This window comes from Pseudomonas sp. NPDC087697 (assembly GCF_044743155.1).
Classification (GTDB): Bacteria; Pseudomonadota; Gammaproteobacteria; order Pseudomonadales; family Pseudomonadaceae; genus Aquipseudomonas.
In genome coordinates this window covers 31514-49887 of sequence record NZ_JBIUVW010000042.1, presented here as the reverse complement: position 1 = coordinate 49887, position 18374 = coordinate 31514, and the positions used below count along the sequence as shown (strand labels likewise).

Here is an 18374-nt window from a genome sequence, read left to right as displayed (position 1 = left end):
GACCCTACCGAGAAGCTCAAGCTGTGGCTGTGGGACGTTTCCGAAATGCCGTGCTCCGTTTTCCGTTTGTGTCATTTCTTTGCTGGGGGGGCATGAAAAGATCGCAGCCTGCGGCAGCTCCTACAGGGTTGGCATCGTACACACGACCCATGTAGGAGCTGCCGCAGGCTGCGATCTTTTGATCTTGATGTGGCTCTTACGACCAGCGGCGGAAGATGAGCGAAGTATTAACCCCACCAAAAGCGAAGTTGTTATTCATCACGTACTGGCAGCTCATCTGGCGGAACTCGCCGCGCAGGTAATCCAGTTCGCCGCAGTGTGGGTCGATGTTGTCGAGGTTCAAGGTGTGCGCGTACTGGTCGCTGTTCATCATTTCGATGCTGAACCAGGATTCCAGTGCTCCGCAGGCACCCAGGGTGTGACCGAGAAAGCTCTTCTGCGAGCTGATCGGCATGTGGCTGCCGAACAGGCTGTTGGTGGCCAGGGTTTCCGCAATGTCGCCCTGCTCGGTGGCGGTACCGTGACCGTTCACGTAGCCGATGGCCGAAGGCTCAAGGCCGGCGTCTTCCAGCGCCAGCTCCATGGCCCGACGCATGGTGGTGTGCTCAGGGCGGGTGGCGTGCTGGCCGTCGGCGTTACTGCCAAAACCAACGATTTCAGCGTGAATGCGCGCACCACGAGCCAGCGCGTGTTCGAGTTCTTCAAGCACCAGCATGCCGCCGCCTTCACCGATCACCAAGCCGTCGCGAGCACTGTCGTAAGGCCGTGGGCTGGTGTGCGGTGCATCGTTTTGCAGGCTGGTCGCGTAGAGCGCGTCGAACACCATGGCTTCGGTCGGGCACAGCTCTTCGGCGCCGCCGGCGAGCATCAGCGGTAGGCGGCCGAACTTGATCGCCTCGTAGGCATAACCGATGCCCTGACTGCCACTGGTGCAGGCACTGGAGGTCGGGATCAGGCGCCCGGTGAGGCCAAAGAAAATGCTGATGTTGGCCGCCGTGGTGTGCGGCATCATTCGCACGTAGGAGTTGGCGTTCAGCCCTTCAGCCACCGAATTGAGCAGCATCTTGCCAAAGGCTTTGATTTCGTCGGTGCTGCCGGTGGATGAGCCGCAGGATACGCCCATGCGCCCGTCCTTGACCGACTCGTCACCGAGCAGGCCGGCATCGGCCAGCGCCTGTTCTGCCGCGCCGACCGCCAGCCGTGAAACCCGGCCCATGCTACGCAACTGCTTGCGGGTCCAGTGGCTCGGAACCGTGAAGTCATCGATGGGACCTGCCAGACGTGTGTTCAGCTCAGTGAAGCGATCCCACTCATCCATGCGTCGGATGCCACTGCGATTGGCCTTGAAGTTAGCGCAGATGGTCTCCCAGTCGCTGCCTAACGAGGTGATGCCGGCCATGCCGGTGACGACGACGCGCTTCATCAACACAGGCCTCCATTGACGGCCAGAACCTGCCGGGTGATATAGCCCGCCTCGAAGGACATCAGGAAATTCACGGCGCTGGCCACCTCTTCAGGGGTGCCCATGCGTTGAGCGGGGATCATTTTCAGCAGTTCTTCCACGGGTACGTTTTCGTCAAGCATCGCGGTGTCGATCAGACCCGGAGCGACGCAGTTGACGGTGATTTTGCGTTTGCCCAGTTCGATGGCCAGGGCCTTGGCGGCACCAATCAACCCGGCTTTGGACGCGCTATAGTTGACCTGCCCACGGTTGCCGATCAGCCCGGAAACCGAGGTGATGCAAACGATCCGCCCGGCGGCGCGCCGACGAATCATCGGCATCATGACCGGGTGCAACACGTTATAAAAACCGTCGAGGTTGGTGCGCATCACCACATCCCAATCGTCCTCGCTCAGGGCCGGGAAGGCGCCGTCGCGCGTCAGACCGGCGTTGAGTACCACGCCGTAATAGGCGCCGTGGGTCTCCACGTCATCCTCGAGAATCGCTTTGCATGTCGCGCGATCAGACACGTCGAATTGCAGGATGCGTGCACGCCGCCCCAAGGCTTCGATTTCGGCCTGCACCGCTTCGGCGTCGCTACGGCCACTGCGGCAATGCAGCACCAGATCAAAGCCGGCCTGGGCCAGACGCAGTGCGATGGCGCGGCCGATACCACGGCTGGAACCGGTGACCAGTACGGATTCAGTCATGACTGGGCTCCAGAGGCTTTTGAAAATTGAGTGCTTGATGATTGGGGTTCGTGAAGATAGTGAGCCGCCTGAGGCGGGCAGAACACATTCAACCGGGCCATGGCATGAATGCCGGGGGCTGTCAGGTGGCACTCGAAGACGCCCATGCCGTTGTCGTCTTCGAGCGAACGCAGGGCGTGAATCGTCAGTTCGCTGCCGACCGGGAAGTGTTCCACATTACATTCAAATTTGCGCGTACCGAGCAGGAATCCAAGCTCGACCGCATTGCCTTGCTCGCGTGCGCGACAGCCGGCATACGCGGCCACGCTTTGTGCCATCAGCTCGATGCCGACCCAGGCCGGTAAACTGCCATCGGGCTGGTTGAACAGGCCGCCGGGCTTGACGGTGAGGCGGGTGTGAATCTGTTCTTCGTCGAACGACAGCACTTGATCGATAAGGATCATGTCACCCGCGTGGGGCAGCAGTTCGGCGAGAGGCCAATCAATCATTGGGCGTCTCCGATAATCAGGCTGACATTGTTGCCACCAAAGGCAAAGGAGTTACTCATCAGGCAACGTGTAGCGCTCTGTTCCAGGCGATCTGCGGCAGTCACAAAATTCAGTGCTGGCAACTGCGGGTCGGGCTGGCCGTCCCAGACTTGGGGTGGCAGCGCGTGTTCGGTATTTTCGTTGCTCAGGCTCAACCAGCAGAACGCCGCTTCCAGTGCCCCGGCCGCGCCGAGGGTGTGGCCGGTCATGGGTTTGGTCGACGAGCAGGGCACGCCTTCCGGGAACAGCGTGTTGACCGCCAGGCTTTCCATGGCGTCGTTGTGTTGGGTGGCGGTGCCGTGCAGGTTCAGGTAGTTGATCCGTTCAGGCGGTACACCGGCGCTGCGCAGGGCCTTGTTCATTGCTTGCAGGGCGCCGCGTCCGGTGGGTTCCGGGGCGGAAATATGGTGCGCATCGGAGCTGGCACCACCGCCCAGCAGGGCAATCGGCTGGCTGCTGCCGAGGTTTTTACTCATCAAGAAAAGTACCGCCGCTTCGCCTATGTTGATTCCGTTGCGATTGATCGAAAACGGATTGCAACGCTGCTCGGAAACCGCATCCAGCGCCGAAAAACCGTTGAGGGTCAGTTTGCACAAACTGTCGACGCCGCCGCACAGCACGACATCACACACGCCCAGGTCGAGCAATCGCTGAGCACTCAGCAATGCGCGGGCACTGGAGGTGCAGGCAGTGGAAATCACGTAGGCCGGACCGCTCAGCTGCAGCCAGTCTGCGAGGAAGTTTGCCGGGGCGCCGAGTTCCTGTTGTTGGTAGTCGTAGCCAGGCGGGAACTGACCGTCGCGGATGTACTGGGCAATCCCGCGACTGGCTTCGTCGATGCCCGAGGTACTGGTGCCCAGGACAATGCCGATGCGTCCACGGCCACAGGTTTGAATCGCTTGCTCGATGTCTTCGCGGATTTGCAGCGCGGCTTCCAGCAGCAACTGATTGTTGCGGGTGTTGTGCTGGTTCAGTGCAGCCGGGATCGCGGCCAACTCACCGTGTACCGCCGCGACCGGCAGGGAACGCTCAGGCACCCAGCCGGCTTCGACACGAATCCTCGAGCAGTCGCCGGCAAACAGGTTGCGGGCGACTTCGTGTTTGTTGCGGCCCAGGCTGCAGATCAGCCCGAGGGCGTTCAGGTAGGCCGTCATGGCGCAGTCTCGGCGGTCAGCGGGGTGACGTGATAGTTCAACTGTTCGGGCAGCGTCAGTACGAAGTCCGACGGGGTTCGATACAGCACCTGCCAATGCGGCGTCAGCGAGCGTAAAGCGGCGTGGCGTCGGGCGGCAGGATAATTATTGAGCAACTCGGCCTCAGGTGTCAGGGCAAACAGCAACGCCGCAAACAATTGGCGTGCTTCTGCGTTGGGCGGCAGCAAGCCGTCGGCCTGCCACTGATTGTCGACCAGACGCTGGCGAGCCACAGGAATGCCCAATGGATCCATCAGCGACCAGCGAATGCCGGCACCTTCGCGCTGTATCACCAGTAACCAGTCCTGGCGCTGATCGGCCCGTTGCCGCTCGACATGCAATTGCAGCGGCAAGGCCAGCGTCGGGTTGCGCTCGGGCAGCGGCGGCTGGCTGGCGCAAGCGCTCAGCAGCAGGGCACAGCACACGAGCAGGAGGCGAATCATCAGCATTTACCTTCGAGCGGTTTACGGGCAACCACGTTGACCAGGGTTTCTTCCCGTTGGCCAACCGGTTTTGGGCGACGCAGTCCGAGGCGTTCGAGCAGACCGAAATCCTTCGCGCGACTCCACCATAGATAAGGGTAGGACACGTTTTGCGGGCCGAATTCAAAACCCTGCTCACGAATCATCTGCAAATAACCGTTGGCACTCTTTTGCACGTGCATCGGGTGGCGGAACAACCAGCGAATCACCCAGGTATCGATATAGGCTTCAGTGGACTCGGCAAACATCAAATAGCCGCCCGGCTTGAGCACCCGATAGAACTCGGCGAGGGCTTGCTCCTGTTCCACCAGGTGGTGGAAGGTCTGGTGGCAGAACAGCAAGTCGACGCTGGCGTCGGGCACTGCGAGAGTCGCGCAGTCGCTGCCGATCAGCTCGACGTTGATGCTCTGGCGCTGCGCCTCTTCGCCGCTGAGCGTGAGGCTGTGCGGGTCGGCGTCCAGACCGATCAGGCGCTGCGGGGCAAACACCTGGCGTAGGTACTGGAACGACTTGCCCTGACCGCAGCCGGCGTCCAGCAGCACCGGATGGCTCGGCAGCGCTTCGCTGAACAAGCTGCGCAGGTCGTTAATCGCCACCCGCAACACATGGTGTTGCCAGGTGTGACTGCGCAGGAACCAGAAACCGAAGCGGGTTTCTTCGACGTAACTGTCACTGAGGTACTGTTGTTCGGTGCCGCTCACGTTGCATCACTCGCGCAAATCTCCGACAGCATGCGCAACCGGCGCTTGGGCTCGCTGACGAACGGGTTGCGTTCGTCCCAGGCGTAGCCGGCGAGGATCGCGCTGATCATCCGACGGATTTCCGGTGCGCCACCCTGGTGGTAGATCACATCCTGGAAGGTCCCGGCGTACCAGCCTTCGACGTAACACCGGAAAGTGTCGACACCACGCTTCAGTGGCTCGGCAAATTCGCGCTGCCAGTCCACGCTTTCGCCTTGCAGTTGGCGATGCAGAACATTGGCGGCCATGCTCGCCGAACGCATGGCGATGGTCACCCCGGAGGAAAATACCGGGTCAAGGAATTCTGCGGCGTTGCCGAGCAAGGCGAAGCCCGGACCGTGCAAGGTTTTGACGTTGGCCGAGTAGCCGCCGATGGTCCGCGCAGGCGTGTCCCATTTGGCGTTTGTCAGCACCTTGGCAAGGCTTGGCGTTTCAGCGATGAAGCCGCGCAGGCACGCGTCGAGATCGTCGCCGCGGCCTGCAAAGTGTTCGGCTGCGGCAACCACGCCCACCGAGCAGCGACCCTTGCTGAACGGGATGGTCCAGAACCAGATGTCGCGGTGGGTCGGGTGGGTGGTGATGAGGATCTTTTCACGGTCGAAGTGCGGGTTGTCGATGTGGTCTTCGATGTGGGTGAACACTGCCTGGCGCAGCGGGAAATTCGACGGTGCTTCGAGGTCGAGCAGGCGCGGTAACACACGGCCGTAGCCGCTGGCATCAAGCACGAAATCGGCTTCGATACGGTATTCGCTGCCGTCTTCGCGGCGAGCGCCGAGTTGGGGTTTCGCCAACTCGAAGTTGGCACTGGTGATCGTCTCGCCGTAGCGGATTTCCACCCCTTGCAGAGCTGCCTGATCGGCCAGCAGTTTGTCGAAATCAGCGCGCTGGACCTGAAAGGTGGTCGGCTTGCCATTGCTGAAGGTGTCGCCGAAATCGAACGTGCTGTAGTGCTCGCCCCAGGCGAATGCCGCGCCATTTTTCAGCTGAAAACCGGCGGCTTGTACCGCTTCGAGCATGCCGGCTTCTTCGACGAAATCCAGGCAGTGCGAGAGCAGGCTTTCACCGATGGAAAACCGCGGAAAGTGCTGGCGCTCGATAATCAGCACATCATGGCCGTTACGCTTGAGCAATGCGGCGGCGATGGCGCCTGATGGGCCGGCACCAATAACGATAACCTGGCGACGTTCCGTATCAACTGTTGGCACTGGAGCTCCTTGCCGGGACGGCGACCTGTGAGGAAATTCGGTGCACACCGGCGAGTGCCGGCAGCAGTGTTGCGATCAAACCCATCAGCATCAGCGCGAAGTACAGCGCCGGGCTGATCAGCTGTTGTTGCAGCAGCAGGTTGAGAAAGACAATCTCGCTCAAGCCGCGAATGTTCAGCAACAGGCTTTCGCGCCAGCGGCTGGCGCCGACAAACGATGCGCCGGCCCAACCGAGGCCGAGCCAGTTACCCAGCAGTTTGCTGGCGATGGGAAACACCAGCAGCGCACCGAGCTGCGCCCAGCTGAGGCTGTCCATGGCGCTGTGCACGTTGATCTGCACAATGCCGAAGGTCAGGATCAGCGGTATCGCGATGCCGTTCTGCAAGCGACTCATCCAGGCCGCCTGTAACGGTAGCACCAGCGGCAGCTTGAGGGCGGCCATGCACAACAGATAACCGATGCCGAAAATCAGCGCATTGAGCTTGTAGTGTTCCGCCACCACCAGCAGCGCGAAGAAGCCCAGGCTGTGCAGCAGCGGTTGGCGCAACCCGAGCACACGCAGCAGCAACGGCAGGCAGGCGCCGGCCAGCGGCAGCAACAGGCTGCTCAGGTGCAGACTGCCCTGGGCGAAGGCGAACAGGCTCCAGCAGGTCAGGTCGATGAGAATCGCGGTCTGCACCAGTCGGCGGGTTGCGGCCGGTGGATAGTTGATGTGCCGCAAATACAGATACAACACCGGAATCGCCGTAATTGCGAACAACAGGCCTACCGCCAGCGAACTCAACCATGGCTGATCCGGCAGCAACCACACCGCGGTTGCCAGACCACAGGCGAACGGAATGCCGAAGCTCGGAAAGGCGATTTTCAGGCTCTGGCGATCCAGTTTCAGGTCGATCACGTCACTGAGGATATGCCCCAGCAACAGAGCGAAACCCAGGCTGTAGAGGTTTTTCAGCCAGCCCGGCGAGACCAGCTCGGTGCCGCTCAACTGCCAGTACGGTTCAATCCAGAAATACATCAACAGCGGCAGACCGAAGGTTGCCAGCAGCAACTGGCTGACAATCGGGATCAACCCAAAATGACGCCCAACGCGAGTCGCCACGGCGAACAGCGCCAAGGCCAGAAGCCAGAACAGCACGATCATCATGCTGCAGGCTCCGTGACAGGATCTGTGTGCACCTGAGGTTTGGCCCACGGTGCGAGGATGAAACTGAAGGCCAGCCCGAGGCTCACCGCAAGGCCGAAGTTGCTCACCGCTGGCGTGCTGGAAATCGCCAGCAGACCAAACGACAGCCACGTAGTCGCTGCTGCCAGCAGCGTGCCCAGCAGGCTCACGGCGGCACCGCCGATCTGCTCGCGCATGAGGATCGCGTAATCGACACTGATCGCTGTCACCAGCAGCAGCCCGAACACGCTGAACAGCGTCAGCGGCTGCCCCAGCCAACCGAGGCTGGCCAGGCTGCACAATGCCGCCAGTAACGGCAGTGCGACGAGCCGCAGGGCGCCGCCAAAACCGAAGGGCAGAATCAGCAGCAACACGATCAATACGCAGGACAGCAGTTTCAGTTCAGCAGCGCTGATCTGGGTGGCGGCGAAGACATGGTTCAAGTCATCCAGGCGGTCCACCAACTGCACACCCGGCAGGTCCAGCGCTTGCACCCGCAGCAACGCGGTATCATTCAAGCCTTGCAGGCTGACCATCGCCGCCACACCGTCATCCGAGGCGCCCAGCCATAGTGGGCGCCACGGTTCGGCCAAGGGGCCGACCAGCGCCGCGTCGATGTCTTCGACCGGCAATGCCTGCAACTGCGTCAGTTCGGCTTGCAGCGCGGTGACCGGGATACCGAGGTCGAGCAGCGGTTGCCAGAATGCCGGGAGTTTATTCAGGGCGTCGCGAATCTGTTGCTGCTCGGAAGGCAGACTGACCAGCTGACTCAGCGCCAGATAGCCTTTGAGCTTGTCCAGATTGACCAACTGATCCAGCCGTTCACTGAGGGCTTTTTGGCGTTCGAACAGTTGCTGCTGATTGGCCGCGCGGACCAGGAAAAACTGGCTGGTAGGTTGATAGCCGGTGATCCGTGCAATGGTCTGCGCTTCGTTCATCAACTGCGGCGGCGCACTGACCCACTGACGGATGTCGTTTTTCGTGGTCAGGTGCCACAGGCCGCCGGCACAAAAGGCCAGGACCAACACCAACAGGACCGAACTGCGTACGCGCTTGAGCAGCGCTTCACGCACGCTCACTAAAAACTCGGCAACCCGCAACGGCCATTGCGCTGGCCGCAGATCCGTACCCTTGAGCAGCGCTGGCAACAAACAAACCGCCGACAGGTAAGCGCCGAGCAAACCGGCAGCGGAGAACACGGCAATCTGGGTCAGCGCCGGGAACGGTGTCCAGGCCAGTGCCAGATAACCGATGCAACTGGTGGCCAGGCTCAGGGTCAATCCCGGCAAGGTCAGGCGCAGTGCGGGCCAGCTGTGCCAGGGTTTCAGGCTCCAGCTCTTGGACAGGTAATGCAGCGGGTAATCGACTGCGACGCCGATCAGGCTCGACCCCAGCACCAGGGTCATCACGTGCATATGGCCAAACAGCGCGACGCAGGCCACCGAGCCAAACAGCATGCCGACCAAAACGGGAACGAAGGCCAGCAACACCCGAAGCCTGCGGAACGCCAACAACAGCAGCAACAGGATGCCGAAGGTTGCACCACCGCCGACCCAGGTAATCTCGCGGGTTGCTTGCTGTTGGCCGTTGGCGGCGTACAGCAGGCCACTGGCGGCCAGCAATTGCACATCGGCCTGCGCCGCTTCTTCGCGGCTGTGCTTGAGCAGCTCGGCGACTTTCACGGGCAGGTGCATGTCGAAGGCGTTGCCGCTGGTGCGGGCTCGTAGCAACACCCAGCTTTTGCCGTCGGCGTCGGCGACCAATGCGCCGCTGCCAATGTCCAGTTGCACTGAACCGTGTTGCGGCTGGCTGTTCTGAATGCGTCCGGTCAGGCCCAGCCAGTCATCCTGACTCGGCACCAGGCTGAAGCCGGTAAAGGGATCGAACAATGCTTGAACGCGCTGTTGGATGAAAGCTTGCGGCTGCTCGATCAGCTGTTGCCGATCCGCCGCCGAGAGCATTGCCAGCCGACCCTGCAACAGCTGCGTGCGCAGCGCAGGCAGGTCGGCTTGCAGGTTCCATTGGACCTTCTCGAATACGCCGCTGGCCAGCCACTGTTCGCCGAGTTTCTGCGTCATGGCGATGGCTTGCTGGCGATCGGCGTGGCCGACCAGCACCAGCATTTCGCGGTTCAGCGGTTCTTGCATGCGCTGTTCGGCCTTGAGCTCCAGCGCATCCGGCGCGGTGCCCGGTACCAGGTCCATCAGGTTGGCCGACAGCGGTGCGCCGTCGTGCCATTGCCAGCCGGCGAGTGCCAACACCGCCACCAGCAGGGTCAAAAATAGCCGTGGGAGCATCCGTTCACTCGGCAAAGTCATGTTGCTCCGCATCGCTCAACGGGTTGGCGCTGGTGGTGTCCTGCATGCGCAAAACGGTGCTGTCGCCCTGGGTTTCGAGCAGCTCGATGCGCTGCACCAGTTCGCCGCCGTCGATGTTGATCTGATTGAACACCTGCTTGAGCAGCATCGAACGCGGGGTCAGCGTGAGCTTCCAGCTCTGCGCTTCGCCGCTCAGCGACAACTCGAAATCCCGTTGCAGCCCGCTGCTGTCGCCTTGCAGCACCGCGAGGAATATGCGGTTCTGCTCGGCACCGGCGCTTTTGCCCGGGAGCATTTGCCAGCCGCTGCCGTCACGCCGCGCGATGCCCTTGGTGCTGATGCGGTAATCCTGTTGCAGCGGAGTCTTGAGCAGCCAGAGCAAACCGTGATCCTTGGCCAGCACGAAAGCGCCTTTGCTGGTCAGCGGTTGCGGCAGGGCACGCAGGTGTTTTTCCTGAATGAAGCTGCCGTGGATCACGCTCGGCTTGGCCAGTTGATCGCTCAGTTGTTGCAGGTCGAAGGCGTTTGCCAGCGTTGAAAAGCCAATCAACACCAGCAGGCCGAAAGGTTTGAACAACCTCATGGCAACATCCTCTCGACCGCATCGACAAACACTTTTGGCGACGCCAGCTGCATCTCGCGGTTGGTGACATGCACGGCGACCTGCACCGAGCTTGCGCGAGTCAGGCGTTCACCGGTGGTGAGGTCGCTGATCAGGTAGCTGATTTTCAGACGGTTCTCCCATTCCACCAGGCTGGCGCGTACGTTGAGCGTCTGGCCGAACACCGCGCCGCGCACGTAACGCAGTTGCAGGTCGATCACCGGCCATGCGTAGCCGGACTCCAGCATGGCGGTGTAGTTGTGGCCGAGCTTGTCGAGCAGGGCGCAGCGGGCAACTTCCAGGTACTTCACGTAATGGCCGTGCCAGACCACGTTCATGGAGTCGACGTCAAAGAACGGCACGAGGATTTGCGTATCGGCGTGAAGCACTCCCTTGCTACGCATGCAGCCTCCAGTGTTGTTCGGCAATGCGCTGCAGACACAGACGTAATTCACCTTCCAGGGCGCGGTCTTCGATGACCGGCGCGAAGTCCTTGGCGAGCTCTTCGTGCATCGCCGCCAGCGCTGGCGGCAACGGCCGGGCGTCTTCTGCCTGGCTGCGCAGCCAGACACCTTGATTGGCCGCCAGCAGGGTCGCGGCGGCGACTTGTTCGGTCAGCTCCAGCACGCGGATCGCATCGCGGGCGGCGATGGTGCCCATGCTGACTTTGTCCTGGTTGTGGCATTCGGTGGAACGCGAGAACACGCTGGCCGGCATGGTGTTCTTCAGCGCTTCGGCGGTCCAGGCACTGGTGCCGATCTGCACCGCTTTAAAGCCGTGGTTAAGCATCGCTCGCTCGGCGCTGGCGCCCGACAGGTTGCTCGGCAAACCGTGGTTGTAGCGTTCATCCACCAGCAGCGCGAGTTGACGGTCAAGCAGGTCGGCGACGTTGGCCACGAGGTTTTTCAGGCTGTCCATGGCGAAGGCGATATGCCCGCCATAGAAATGCCCGCCGTGCAGCACACGCTCGGCTTCGGCGTCGATGATCGGGTTGTCGTTGGCGCTGTTGAGTTCGATCTCGATGAACGAACGCAGCCAGTTCAGGCTGTCGGCCAACACGCCGAGCACATGCGGTGCACAGCGCAGCGAATAGCGGTCTTGCAGGCGATGCAGCGGTGCGGTCGGCGCGTCGATCGCCAGATCCTTGCGCAACCACGCGGCAACCTGCATTTGGCCCGGATGCGGCTTGGTGGCGAACAGGCGCTCGTCGAAGTGCTCCGGGTTGCCTTGCAGGGCGACCACGTTCAGCGCGGTAATGCGCGTCGCCAGTTGCAGCAGGTAGTCGGCGCGGGCGAAGGCCAGGCAGGCGAGGCCGGTCATCACCGCAGTGCCGTTCATTAGCGCCAGGGCTTCCTTGGGCCGCAGCACCAGCGGCTCCCAGCCGAGTTCGCGGTGTACGTCGGCGGCCTGTCGGCGTTCGCCCTTGAACAGCACTTCGCGCTCGCCGGACAAGGTCGCGGCCACGTAAGACAGCGGCGTCAGATCACCACTGGCGCCCACCGAGCCCTCTTCCGGGATCAGCGGCAGAATGTCGTGTTCGAGGAAGGCGTGCAGCCGTTCCAGCAGCTCCACACGAACCCCGGATACGCCGTGGCACAGCGACTGCAAACGCGCCGCGAGGACCGCGCGGGTGGCCTGAGCGTCGAGCAGTTTGCCCAAGCCGCAGCCGTGGAAGGTATACAGATGACGCGGCAGCGCTTCGACGTGGTGCAACGGCACCGCGACCACGCAGGAATCGCCGTAGCCGGTGGTCACGCCGTAGATCACGCCTTCCTTGTCCAGCAACGAATCGAGAAACCGTGCGCCCTTGGCGATACGCTCACGGTATTCACTGTCGCTTTGCAGTTGCACGGGCGCTTGACGGTTGGCCAGGGCCAGCACGTCTTCGATGCGCAAAGGGAGTTCGCCGAAGGTTACCGGCTCAAGCAGATGCGTCGTCATCGGTCTTCCAGAATGGGTAAAAATTGAACCATTGTTGGGGCGCTTCGAGGCAGCACTGGCCGAGGCGTTCGGCGTAGCGCGTGGCCCATTGATGAATCACTTGCTCACGGTCGCTGCGCTTCCACACCACCGCGTCGGTAAAGGGCTCGATGATCAGTCGATAGTCGCCCGTTTGTTTCTTCAGGCACAGCAGAAAATTGACCGGACACTTCAACAGACCGGCCAGCAGCCACGGGCCTTGGGGAAACGCGGCCGGATGACCGAGGAAGTCCACCGTCACGCTGCGCCCGCCGTGCAGCGGTACGCGGTCGCCGGCAATCGCCAGCCACTCGCCACGCTCCAGGCGCTGGCTCAGTTGCAGCATGATCACCGGGTCCAGTTCGCTGACCTGGATCAGCCGCAGATTGGTGGCGCCCGCTTCGCCCAGCAGTCGATTGAAACGTTCGGCGTGCTTGGTGTGCACCAGCACGTTCATGGTGACCCTTTCACCGAGTTCGGCGAGGGCTCGGCAGACTTCGAGGTTGCCCAGATGGGCACCCACCAGCATCTGCCCGCGTTGGCCGCGCAATTGATTGCGCAACAGCGCCGGGTCGATGATTTCGATCTGTTCGATGCTCAGCTTGCCGTTCCACACGTCGAGCTTGTCGAGCATGGAATCGGCGAAGGCCATGAACTGGCCAAACACTCGCCAATGGGTCGGGCGCAATTCGTTGCGGCCGCTCCAGTCGGCGAGGCGTTGCTGATAGTGCCAGGCGCTTTGGCGGGCGCTGCGACCGAACAGGAAGAAATACAAGACAATGCCATACAGCAGCGGGCTCAACAGCCGACGCCCCAGCACTTTTGCGCAGAATGCGGTGAATTTCATCAGCCAGAAACTGCCGCGCTCCTTGTGATCGGCCCAGTGCTCTTTGTCTGCGTTGATGCTCATGCTCGCCACCGTCGCCAGAGGATTACCGGTGCCCGCAGCAGCATGCCGAAGAACATGCGGGTGTGCATGCTCGAAATCAGCACGTTGTCGCGGAACAGGCGAAAATGCGAGACACCGTCCAGAGGGTAGTGAACCTTGGTGTGCAGCCAGCGCATCGGCAGATTGCGCCAGGCCAGGCGCACAATGATGTCGGTGTCGAAGTCCATGCGATTGCCGATCTTCACCGAGTTGATGAGCGCTAGCGTCGGCGGCAATGGATAGAGGCGAAAACCACACATGGAGTCGCGAATCTGCAACGAAAGGGTGTTGATCCAGACCATGACGTGAGTCAGATAGCGGGCGTACAAACGGCCCTTCGGCACGCTGGCGTCGTAGAGCGGGTAGCCGCAGATCAGCGCGTCGGGATGGTTGCGCGACTGCTCGACAAAGGCCTCGACGTCGCCCAGGTCATGCTGGCCGTCGGCGTCCACCTGCAAGGCATGGCTGAAGCCCAGGCGCGAGGCTTCGCGAAACCCGGTCATGACGGCACCGCCCTTGCCCTGATTGATGGCGAGCTTGATCAGGAAAACCTTGTCGCGCTGGGCTAATTGCTCAAGCACCGCCGCACAGGCCGGGCTGCTGGCGTCATCCACCAAAATGCACGGCAGGTGGTTGGCGAGCAGCGCATCGACCACGGTGGTGATGGCGGTTTCGTGGTTGTAGACCGGGACCACGGCGCAGGGGTTATGCATGCACAGTCTCCAGCAAAATCCGCCCACTGGAGCAGGTGGCCGTCTCATTGCGATAGGCGAAATACAACTTGCTACGTTGCGGGTCGAAGCGCAAGTGCAGTTGGACTTCATCGCCGGGGCGCACCAGTTGCTGGAATTTCAGCACTTCCATACCGGCGAATTTTGCCGGCAGATCCATCAACTGCTGGCCCAGATTCAGTGCCCACTCGACTTGCACCACCCCTGGTAATACGGGGGTTTGTGGGAAGTGGCCGCTGAAGTAGGCGAGGTCCGGCGGCACCGTCAGTTGCAGGCTCCACTCGCCCTCGACTTCGACCTGTTCCAACACCTGCGGCGCCTTTGGGCGGGGCTCCAGCAGCAAGGCTTCAACCTCGGCTTGTGGCAGTTTGCCCTGGGCGTTCAGCGGCAGTTGTCGCAGCAACCGCCAGCGGCGCGGCAGGGCCAGGGTTTCGCAATGTTGGCTCAAGTGCTGGCGCAGTTCCTGGGTCAGCGTACGCCGCCCCTGATTGCGCAGCGCATGCAGACCTTGTTCGCTCAGCACCAGCAAGGCGCCCAGCGACGCACGGTTTTCCTGAACCACGCCAAGGCGCGCTTCGGCAACCCAGTCGTGGGCCATCAGCGCCTGTTCCAGCATGGGCAGCGAGATACGTTTTTCTTCCAGTTTGACGATCCGGTCCAGCCGTCCCAGCAGCTCGAAACGGCCGTCGGCGGCGATGCGTGCGGCATCGGCGGTGTGTTCGACGTGGCCGACCGGCAAGTACGGCGAGGCGATGAGCAGGGCTCCGTCGCTGTCCTGGCTCAGCACGACATCGGCGAACGGTTGCCAGAGATCCTGACCCTGACGCCAGGCAATGCCACCGGTTTCCGAGCTACCGAGAATTTCTGTCGGCCATTGTTGCAGGCGCTCGTGCAAGCGTTGCGCAGCCTCGGCCGGCAAGGCACCGCCGGAGGAAAACACCCGGCGGACTGCGCTCAAGGCTGGCCAGTCGAGGTTGTCGCCCATGCGTTTGAGCAACGCCGGGCTGGCGACCCAGGCGAAGGCCGGGTGTTCGCGGCTGGTGCGCTGCAAGTCTTCCGGGAAGGCCAGTTGCCGGAGTACGAACGGACGCCCGGCACACAGCGGCCACAGCACCCGGAAGAGCAATCCGTAGATGTGCTGGGTGCCGACGCTGCCGATGATGCAGGCGTTGCCCAGGTCCGCGCCCCACAAGTGCTCCAGCGCCTGAACTTCATTGGCCAGTTGCCGCAGGGTTTTCTCGATGCGCTTGGGTTCGCCGCTGGAGCCGGAGGTGCACAGGCTCAGATGGCAGTGATCGAGATCCAGTTCGGCGGCGGCCAGCGGCGTCTGCTGGAAGTCAGTCAGATGTGCGTCGTCTGCCATATCAGTCAGCCACAGATCGACTGCCGTCGACCAGCGCAGACGGGTCTGGGGTTGCAAGTCGGCGGGCAGCAGCACGCTGACCCCGGCACGCCAGGCACCGAGCAAGGCAATGGCCAGTTCAGTAGCGTCTTCCAGGTGCACGGCGATGCGCGTTACACCTTGCGCTTGCAGGCCGGCGGCGAGGCGCAGCGCCTGTTCACACAGGTCGGCGTGATTGAGCGCCGGACCGGCTGTGACGGCGCGCGCAGGTATTGCCTTGAGCAACAACTGCTCAAGCTTTATCCAATTCATGGGTGGCCTCGTACCCGTTGTCGTATGAGCCATTCAATGGCAAACAGCAAACCCATCAACCCGTAGGAGATCAGGCCGGTGTACAACATCCACCAACTCAGCGGCGCCCAGAGGGTCAGGGCGGCCGCGAGCAAACCGTTACAGAGGAAAAACACACTCCAGGCGATCGTCACCTGGCGGGTATAAACAATTGCCTTGTCCGGTAGATGCGGTTCGCGCAAACGCGCCAGCCGCTCGATCATCGGTTGCCCGAACTTCAGGCTCAGGCCAAACAGCGCCAGCATGAAACCGCTCATCAGCACCGGGTACCAGCGCAGCAACAACGGGCTGTCGAACAGCGCCAGCAGCAGGCAAAAAGCAATGGCAACCACTGCCATCCAGACGCTGCCCGGACGCCGCTCGCCCAGGAGTGCGCGAGCCAGCCACAATCCGCCCAGCAACAGACCGAACTGCCACGGGGCGAAGTGCTCCATGCCGAAATACACCGCAAAGGGGTACAGCAGGCCCGCGAGCAGCAGGCCGAGGCCGATCAGTCGGCTCATGCGGCCGGTTGAACCAGACGGTAGACCGCCTCGACCACGTCGCTGACGGTACGCACCGACTTGAACTCTTCGGCGGCGATTTTCTTGCCGGTCTGGCGTTTGATGTGATCGATCAGATCGACTGCATCAATGCTGTCGATTTCCAGGTCCTGATACAGATTGGCGTCCAGGGTCACGCGTTCGGGTTCCAGCTCAAAGAGTTCGACCAGGGCATCACGCAGGGTGTTGAAAATGTCGTCACGAGTTTGCATGGTCCGGTCTCAAGCTGCCTGTTTTGCAGTGACGAACGCCGCAAGGCTCGCCACGTTGGTGAAGTGACCGCGGGTGTCATTGGCATCGGCGTCGATCTTGATGCCGTATTTTTTCTGAATGGCCAGGCCGAGCTCCAGAGCGTCGACCGAGTCCAGGCCCAGGCCTTCGCCGAACAGCGTCTGCTCGTCGCCGATGTCGTCCACGCTGATGTCTTCGAGGCCCAGGGCGTCGATGATCAGTAGTTTTATTTCACGGTGCAAATCGCTCATCTTCGGCGAGCTCCTTAATAAAGTAAGAGTGAAAATAATCGTTGAGCTTGCGCGAGGCCTGAGGTGCAGGACCTAACGCTGCAAAGGCTTGTGGGTCTATATCGGCCCCTACACGGAAACTGAAGTGCACGCGGCGTTTGGGGATCCGATACCAAGGCTCGGCCTTGGTCAGGGTAGTCGGGCTGACCTTGATGATCACCGGGGTGACAATTCTCGCACCGCGCAGGGCAATTGCCGCAGCGCCCCGATGAAAGGCCGGCGGTTGGCCGGGTTGGGTGCGGGTGCCTTCGGGAAAGATTATCAGGGGCTGGTCGTTTTTCAGCGCGTCGGCAGCGGCGTCGAGCATCTCCATGCTGCCATCGTTGCTGATGTATTCGGTACGGCGTAGCGGACCGCGAGTGAAGGGATTCTCCCAGAGGCTTTTCTTGACCACGCAGTTGGCGTGGGGCACCAAACCGATCAGGAACACGACATCGATCAACGATGGATGATTGGCGATGATCATCTGTCCTGGGCGACCGAGTTTTTCCGCGCCCTGGATGTCGTAGGTCAGCACGCCTGTGCGGGCCATGAATCGGACAAAAAACCAGAATATCCGGCTGACGGTATGCCGTGCCCGTTGCCGATGGGTCTGGGCATCGCCCGGCAGGCAACTCAATAGCGGTAAAACTACCAAACGCAGGCACAGCGCGCCCAACCCGAAGAGGGTGAAACTCGCGGCGGTGGCCAGCAGGCGCCAGTAGTAGGCGTCGCGGTTTTTATCGGTTACAGGTTGCGTTGCCAGGTCCATACACGATTTTTCCAGGCATGTTGGCAGGTGGTCTGCTGGCCGAGCAGCGTACGTAACAGATTCAGTGCATGAGGCCAGTGGGGTTTGGACAACGCTTGCGAGGTGCTGTTCAAGGATAGCTGCCACTGATTTCCGGGTGTGATCAACAGGCCGACCGCGTACGGAAACGGTACATCGTCGATCCAGGCGGCATAGGCTTCGGGCGGTTGCTCTTCGGTGACCACCAGCAGTACCGCAGGCGCGCCTTCCTCAAGCAGCGCGGCGGCCTCTAGCATGCCGTGTTCAAGCCCGTCGCCGGCTGCGGCGAGGGCGGTCATTTCGCTGGTTTCGCCACGCATGATCGACCACAGACCGATGACAGCGTTGTGCACCGACAGGCTGAACTGGGTCGGCGACAGCGGCTGATCGGCTGCCAGATCGTTGAGAATCTCGAAAGTACGCGGGGTTTCGCCGTGACGAGAAATAAAGACCAACGGTAGCTGTTCGCGACCCTCGGCCAACGGCCAGCCGACACTAAAGGCCATCCGCGCCAGACGGCTGAGTCGTCGGCGCTGCATGGCCGGCAGAAACGACACGTCGGGGGCGGCATCGTTGCTCTCGAGCACGACCGGTTGTCGGCTCCAGGCTAGCCAGTCGTCCACGCTTTCGAGCCCAGGGGCCCAGGCGCGCCATTGGGCGATGTTGAATTTGATCACTGAAATTCATCCCGCCCCTGCGGGCTTCCTTGACGCGGTGAGTCGATTGACCGGCGACTGACCCGACATGGCGCTACGGCCGAGTGGCGCGCATTATCGCGATGCGGCGGGCTTGTAGCAAATACTGGCTCCATTTTATTCAGTGCGCCATGTCGTTGATCGGCAAAAAAAG

At 61.7% G+C, this 18374-nt stretch carries 20 protein-coding genes; all 20 read right to left on the bottom strand.

Annotated features, from left to right (window positions below):
• Positions 1-196: 196 nt before the first annotated feature.
• Genes ACIPIN_RS23360 through ACIPIN_RS23265 form a run of 20 tightly spaced genes read right to left on the bottom strand, consistent with a single transcriptional unit; the run spans position 197 to position 18208 of the window.
• Positions 197-1423, bottom strand: a complete 1227-nt coding sequence (locus tag ACIPIN_RS23360) for a beta-ketoacyl-ACP synthase (RefSeq protein WP_401122696.1) — start codon at positions 1421-1423, stop codon at positions 197-199.
• Entirely contained in the window at positions 1423-2151 is a 729-nt protein-coding gene (fabG, locus tag ACIPIN_RS23355) for a 3-oxoacyl-ACP reductase FabG (protein ID WP_401122693.1), read from the bottom strand. The genes ACIPIN_RS23360 and fabG overlap by 1 nt, the downstream gene beginning before the upstream one ends.
• Complete coding sequence (locus ACIPIN_RS23350; RefSeq protein ID WP_401122690.1) at positions 2148-2639, bottom strand: hotdog family protein; 492 nt, start codon at positions 2637-2639, stop codon at positions 2148-2150. Before ACIPIN_RS23350 ends, fabG begins: the two co-directional genes overlap by 4 nt.
• Positions 2636-3832: a beta-ketoacyl-[acyl-carrier-protein] synthase family protein gene (locus tag ACIPIN_RS23345; RefSeq protein ID WP_401122688.1), complete on the bottom strand. Its 1197-nt coding sequence runs from the start codon at positions 3830-3832 to the stop codon at positions 2636-2638. Before ACIPIN_RS23345 ends, ACIPIN_RS23350 begins: the two co-directional genes overlap by 4 nt.
• On the bottom strand, positions 3829-4314 hold the full coding sequence (locus ACIPIN_RS23340) for a DUF3261 domain-containing protein (protein WP_401122685.1): 486 nt from the start codon (positions 4312-4314) through the stop codon (positions 3829-3831). Before ACIPIN_RS23340 ends, ACIPIN_RS23345 begins: the two co-directional genes overlap by 4 nt.
• Positions 4314-5054: a class I SAM-dependent methyltransferase gene (locus ACIPIN_RS23335; RefSeq protein ID WP_401122683.1), complete on the bottom strand. Its 741-nt coding sequence runs from the start codon at positions 5052-5054 to the stop codon at positions 4314-4316. Before ACIPIN_RS23335 ends, ACIPIN_RS23340 begins: the two co-directional genes overlap by 1 nt.
• Positions 5051-6298 carry an NAD(P)/FAD-dependent oxidoreductase gene (locus ACIPIN_RS23330; RefSeq protein WP_401122680.1) on the bottom strand — a complete coding sequence of 416 codons (1248 nt, stop codon included), beginning with the start codon at positions 6296-6298 and terminating at the stop codon, positions 5051-5053. Before ACIPIN_RS23330 ends, ACIPIN_RS23335 begins: the two co-directional genes overlap by 4 nt.
• Positions 6285-7445 (bottom strand): sodium:proton antiporter, encoded by a 1161-nt coding sequence (locus ACIPIN_RS23325; RefSeq protein ID WP_401122677.1) that lies wholly within the window; start codon positions 7443-7445, stop codon positions 6285-6287. Before ACIPIN_RS23325 ends, ACIPIN_RS23330 begins: the two co-directional genes overlap by 14 nt.
• Complete coding sequence (locus ACIPIN_RS23320) at positions 7442-9781, bottom strand: MMPL family transporter (protein WP_401122674.1); 2340 nt, start codon at positions 9779-9781, stop codon at positions 7442-7444. The genes ACIPIN_RS23325 and ACIPIN_RS23320 overlap by 4 nt, the downstream gene beginning before the upstream one ends.
• Positions 9765-10364, bottom strand: a complete 600-nt coding sequence (locus ACIPIN_RS23315) for an outer membrane lipoprotein carrier protein LolA (protein WP_401122671.1) — start codon at positions 10362-10364, stop codon at positions 9765-9767. The genes ACIPIN_RS23320 and ACIPIN_RS23315 overlap by 17 nt, the downstream gene beginning before the upstream one ends.
• On the bottom strand, positions 10361-10786 hold the full coding sequence (locus tag ACIPIN_RS23310; protein ID WP_401122668.1) for an acyl-CoA thioesterase: 426 nt from the start codon (positions 10784-10786) through the stop codon (positions 10361-10363). The genes ACIPIN_RS23315 and ACIPIN_RS23310 overlap by 4 nt, the downstream gene beginning before the upstream one ends.
• Positions 10779-12323 (bottom strand): histidine ammonia-lyase, encoded by a 1545-nt coding sequence (hutH, locus tag ACIPIN_RS23305; protein ID WP_262112615.1) that lies wholly within the window; start codon positions 12321-12323, stop codon positions 10779-10781. Before hutH ends, ACIPIN_RS23310 begins: the two co-directional genes overlap by 8 nt.
• Complete coding sequence (locus tag ACIPIN_RS23300) at positions 12304-13251, bottom strand: glycosyl transferase (protein ID WP_401122665.1); 948 nt, start codon at positions 13249-13251, stop codon at positions 12304-12306. Before ACIPIN_RS23300 ends, hutH begins: the two co-directional genes overlap by 20 nt.
• Entirely contained in the window at positions 13248-13982 is a 735-nt protein-coding gene (locus tag ACIPIN_RS23295) for a glycosyltransferase family 2 protein (RefSeq protein WP_401122662.1), read from the bottom strand. The genes ACIPIN_RS23300 and ACIPIN_RS23295 overlap by 4 nt, the downstream gene beginning before the upstream one ends.
• Positions 13975-15654 (bottom strand): AMP-binding protein, encoded by a 1680-nt coding sequence (locus ACIPIN_RS23290; protein WP_401122659.1) that lies wholly within the window; start codon positions 15652-15654, stop codon positions 13975-13977. The genes ACIPIN_RS23295 and ACIPIN_RS23290 overlap by 8 nt, the downstream gene beginning before the upstream one ends.
• Complete coding sequence (locus ACIPIN_RS23285; RefSeq protein ID WP_401122656.1) at positions 15651-16196, bottom strand: hypothetical protein; 546 nt, start codon at positions 16194-16196, stop codon at positions 15651-15653. The genes ACIPIN_RS23290 and ACIPIN_RS23285 overlap by 4 nt, the downstream gene beginning before the upstream one ends.
• Complete coding sequence (locus tag ACIPIN_RS23280; protein WP_216742922.1) at positions 16193-16447, bottom strand: acyl carrier protein; 255 nt, start codon at positions 16445-16447, stop codon at positions 16193-16195. The genes ACIPIN_RS23285 and ACIPIN_RS23280 overlap by 4 nt, the downstream gene beginning before the upstream one ends.
• Positions 16448-16456: 9 nt before the next feature.
• Entirely contained in the window at positions 16457-16717 is a 261-nt protein-coding gene (locus ACIPIN_RS23275; protein ID WP_401122653.1) for a phosphopantetheine-binding protein, read from the bottom strand.
• On the bottom strand, positions 16698-17507 hold the full coding sequence (locus ACIPIN_RS23270) for a lysophospholipid acyltransferase family protein (RefSeq protein ID WP_401122650.1): 810 nt from the start codon (positions 17505-17507) through the stop codon (positions 16698-16700). The genes ACIPIN_RS23275 and ACIPIN_RS23270 overlap by 20 nt, the downstream gene beginning before the upstream one ends.
• A complete protein-coding gene (locus ACIPIN_RS23265; RefSeq protein WP_401122731.1) occupies positions 17483-18208 on the bottom strand; it encodes a beta-ketoacyl synthase chain length factor in 726 nt (241 codons plus the stop codon). Before ACIPIN_RS23265 ends, ACIPIN_RS23270 begins: the two co-directional genes overlap by 25 nt.
• Positions 18209-18374: the final 166 nt, after the last annotated feature.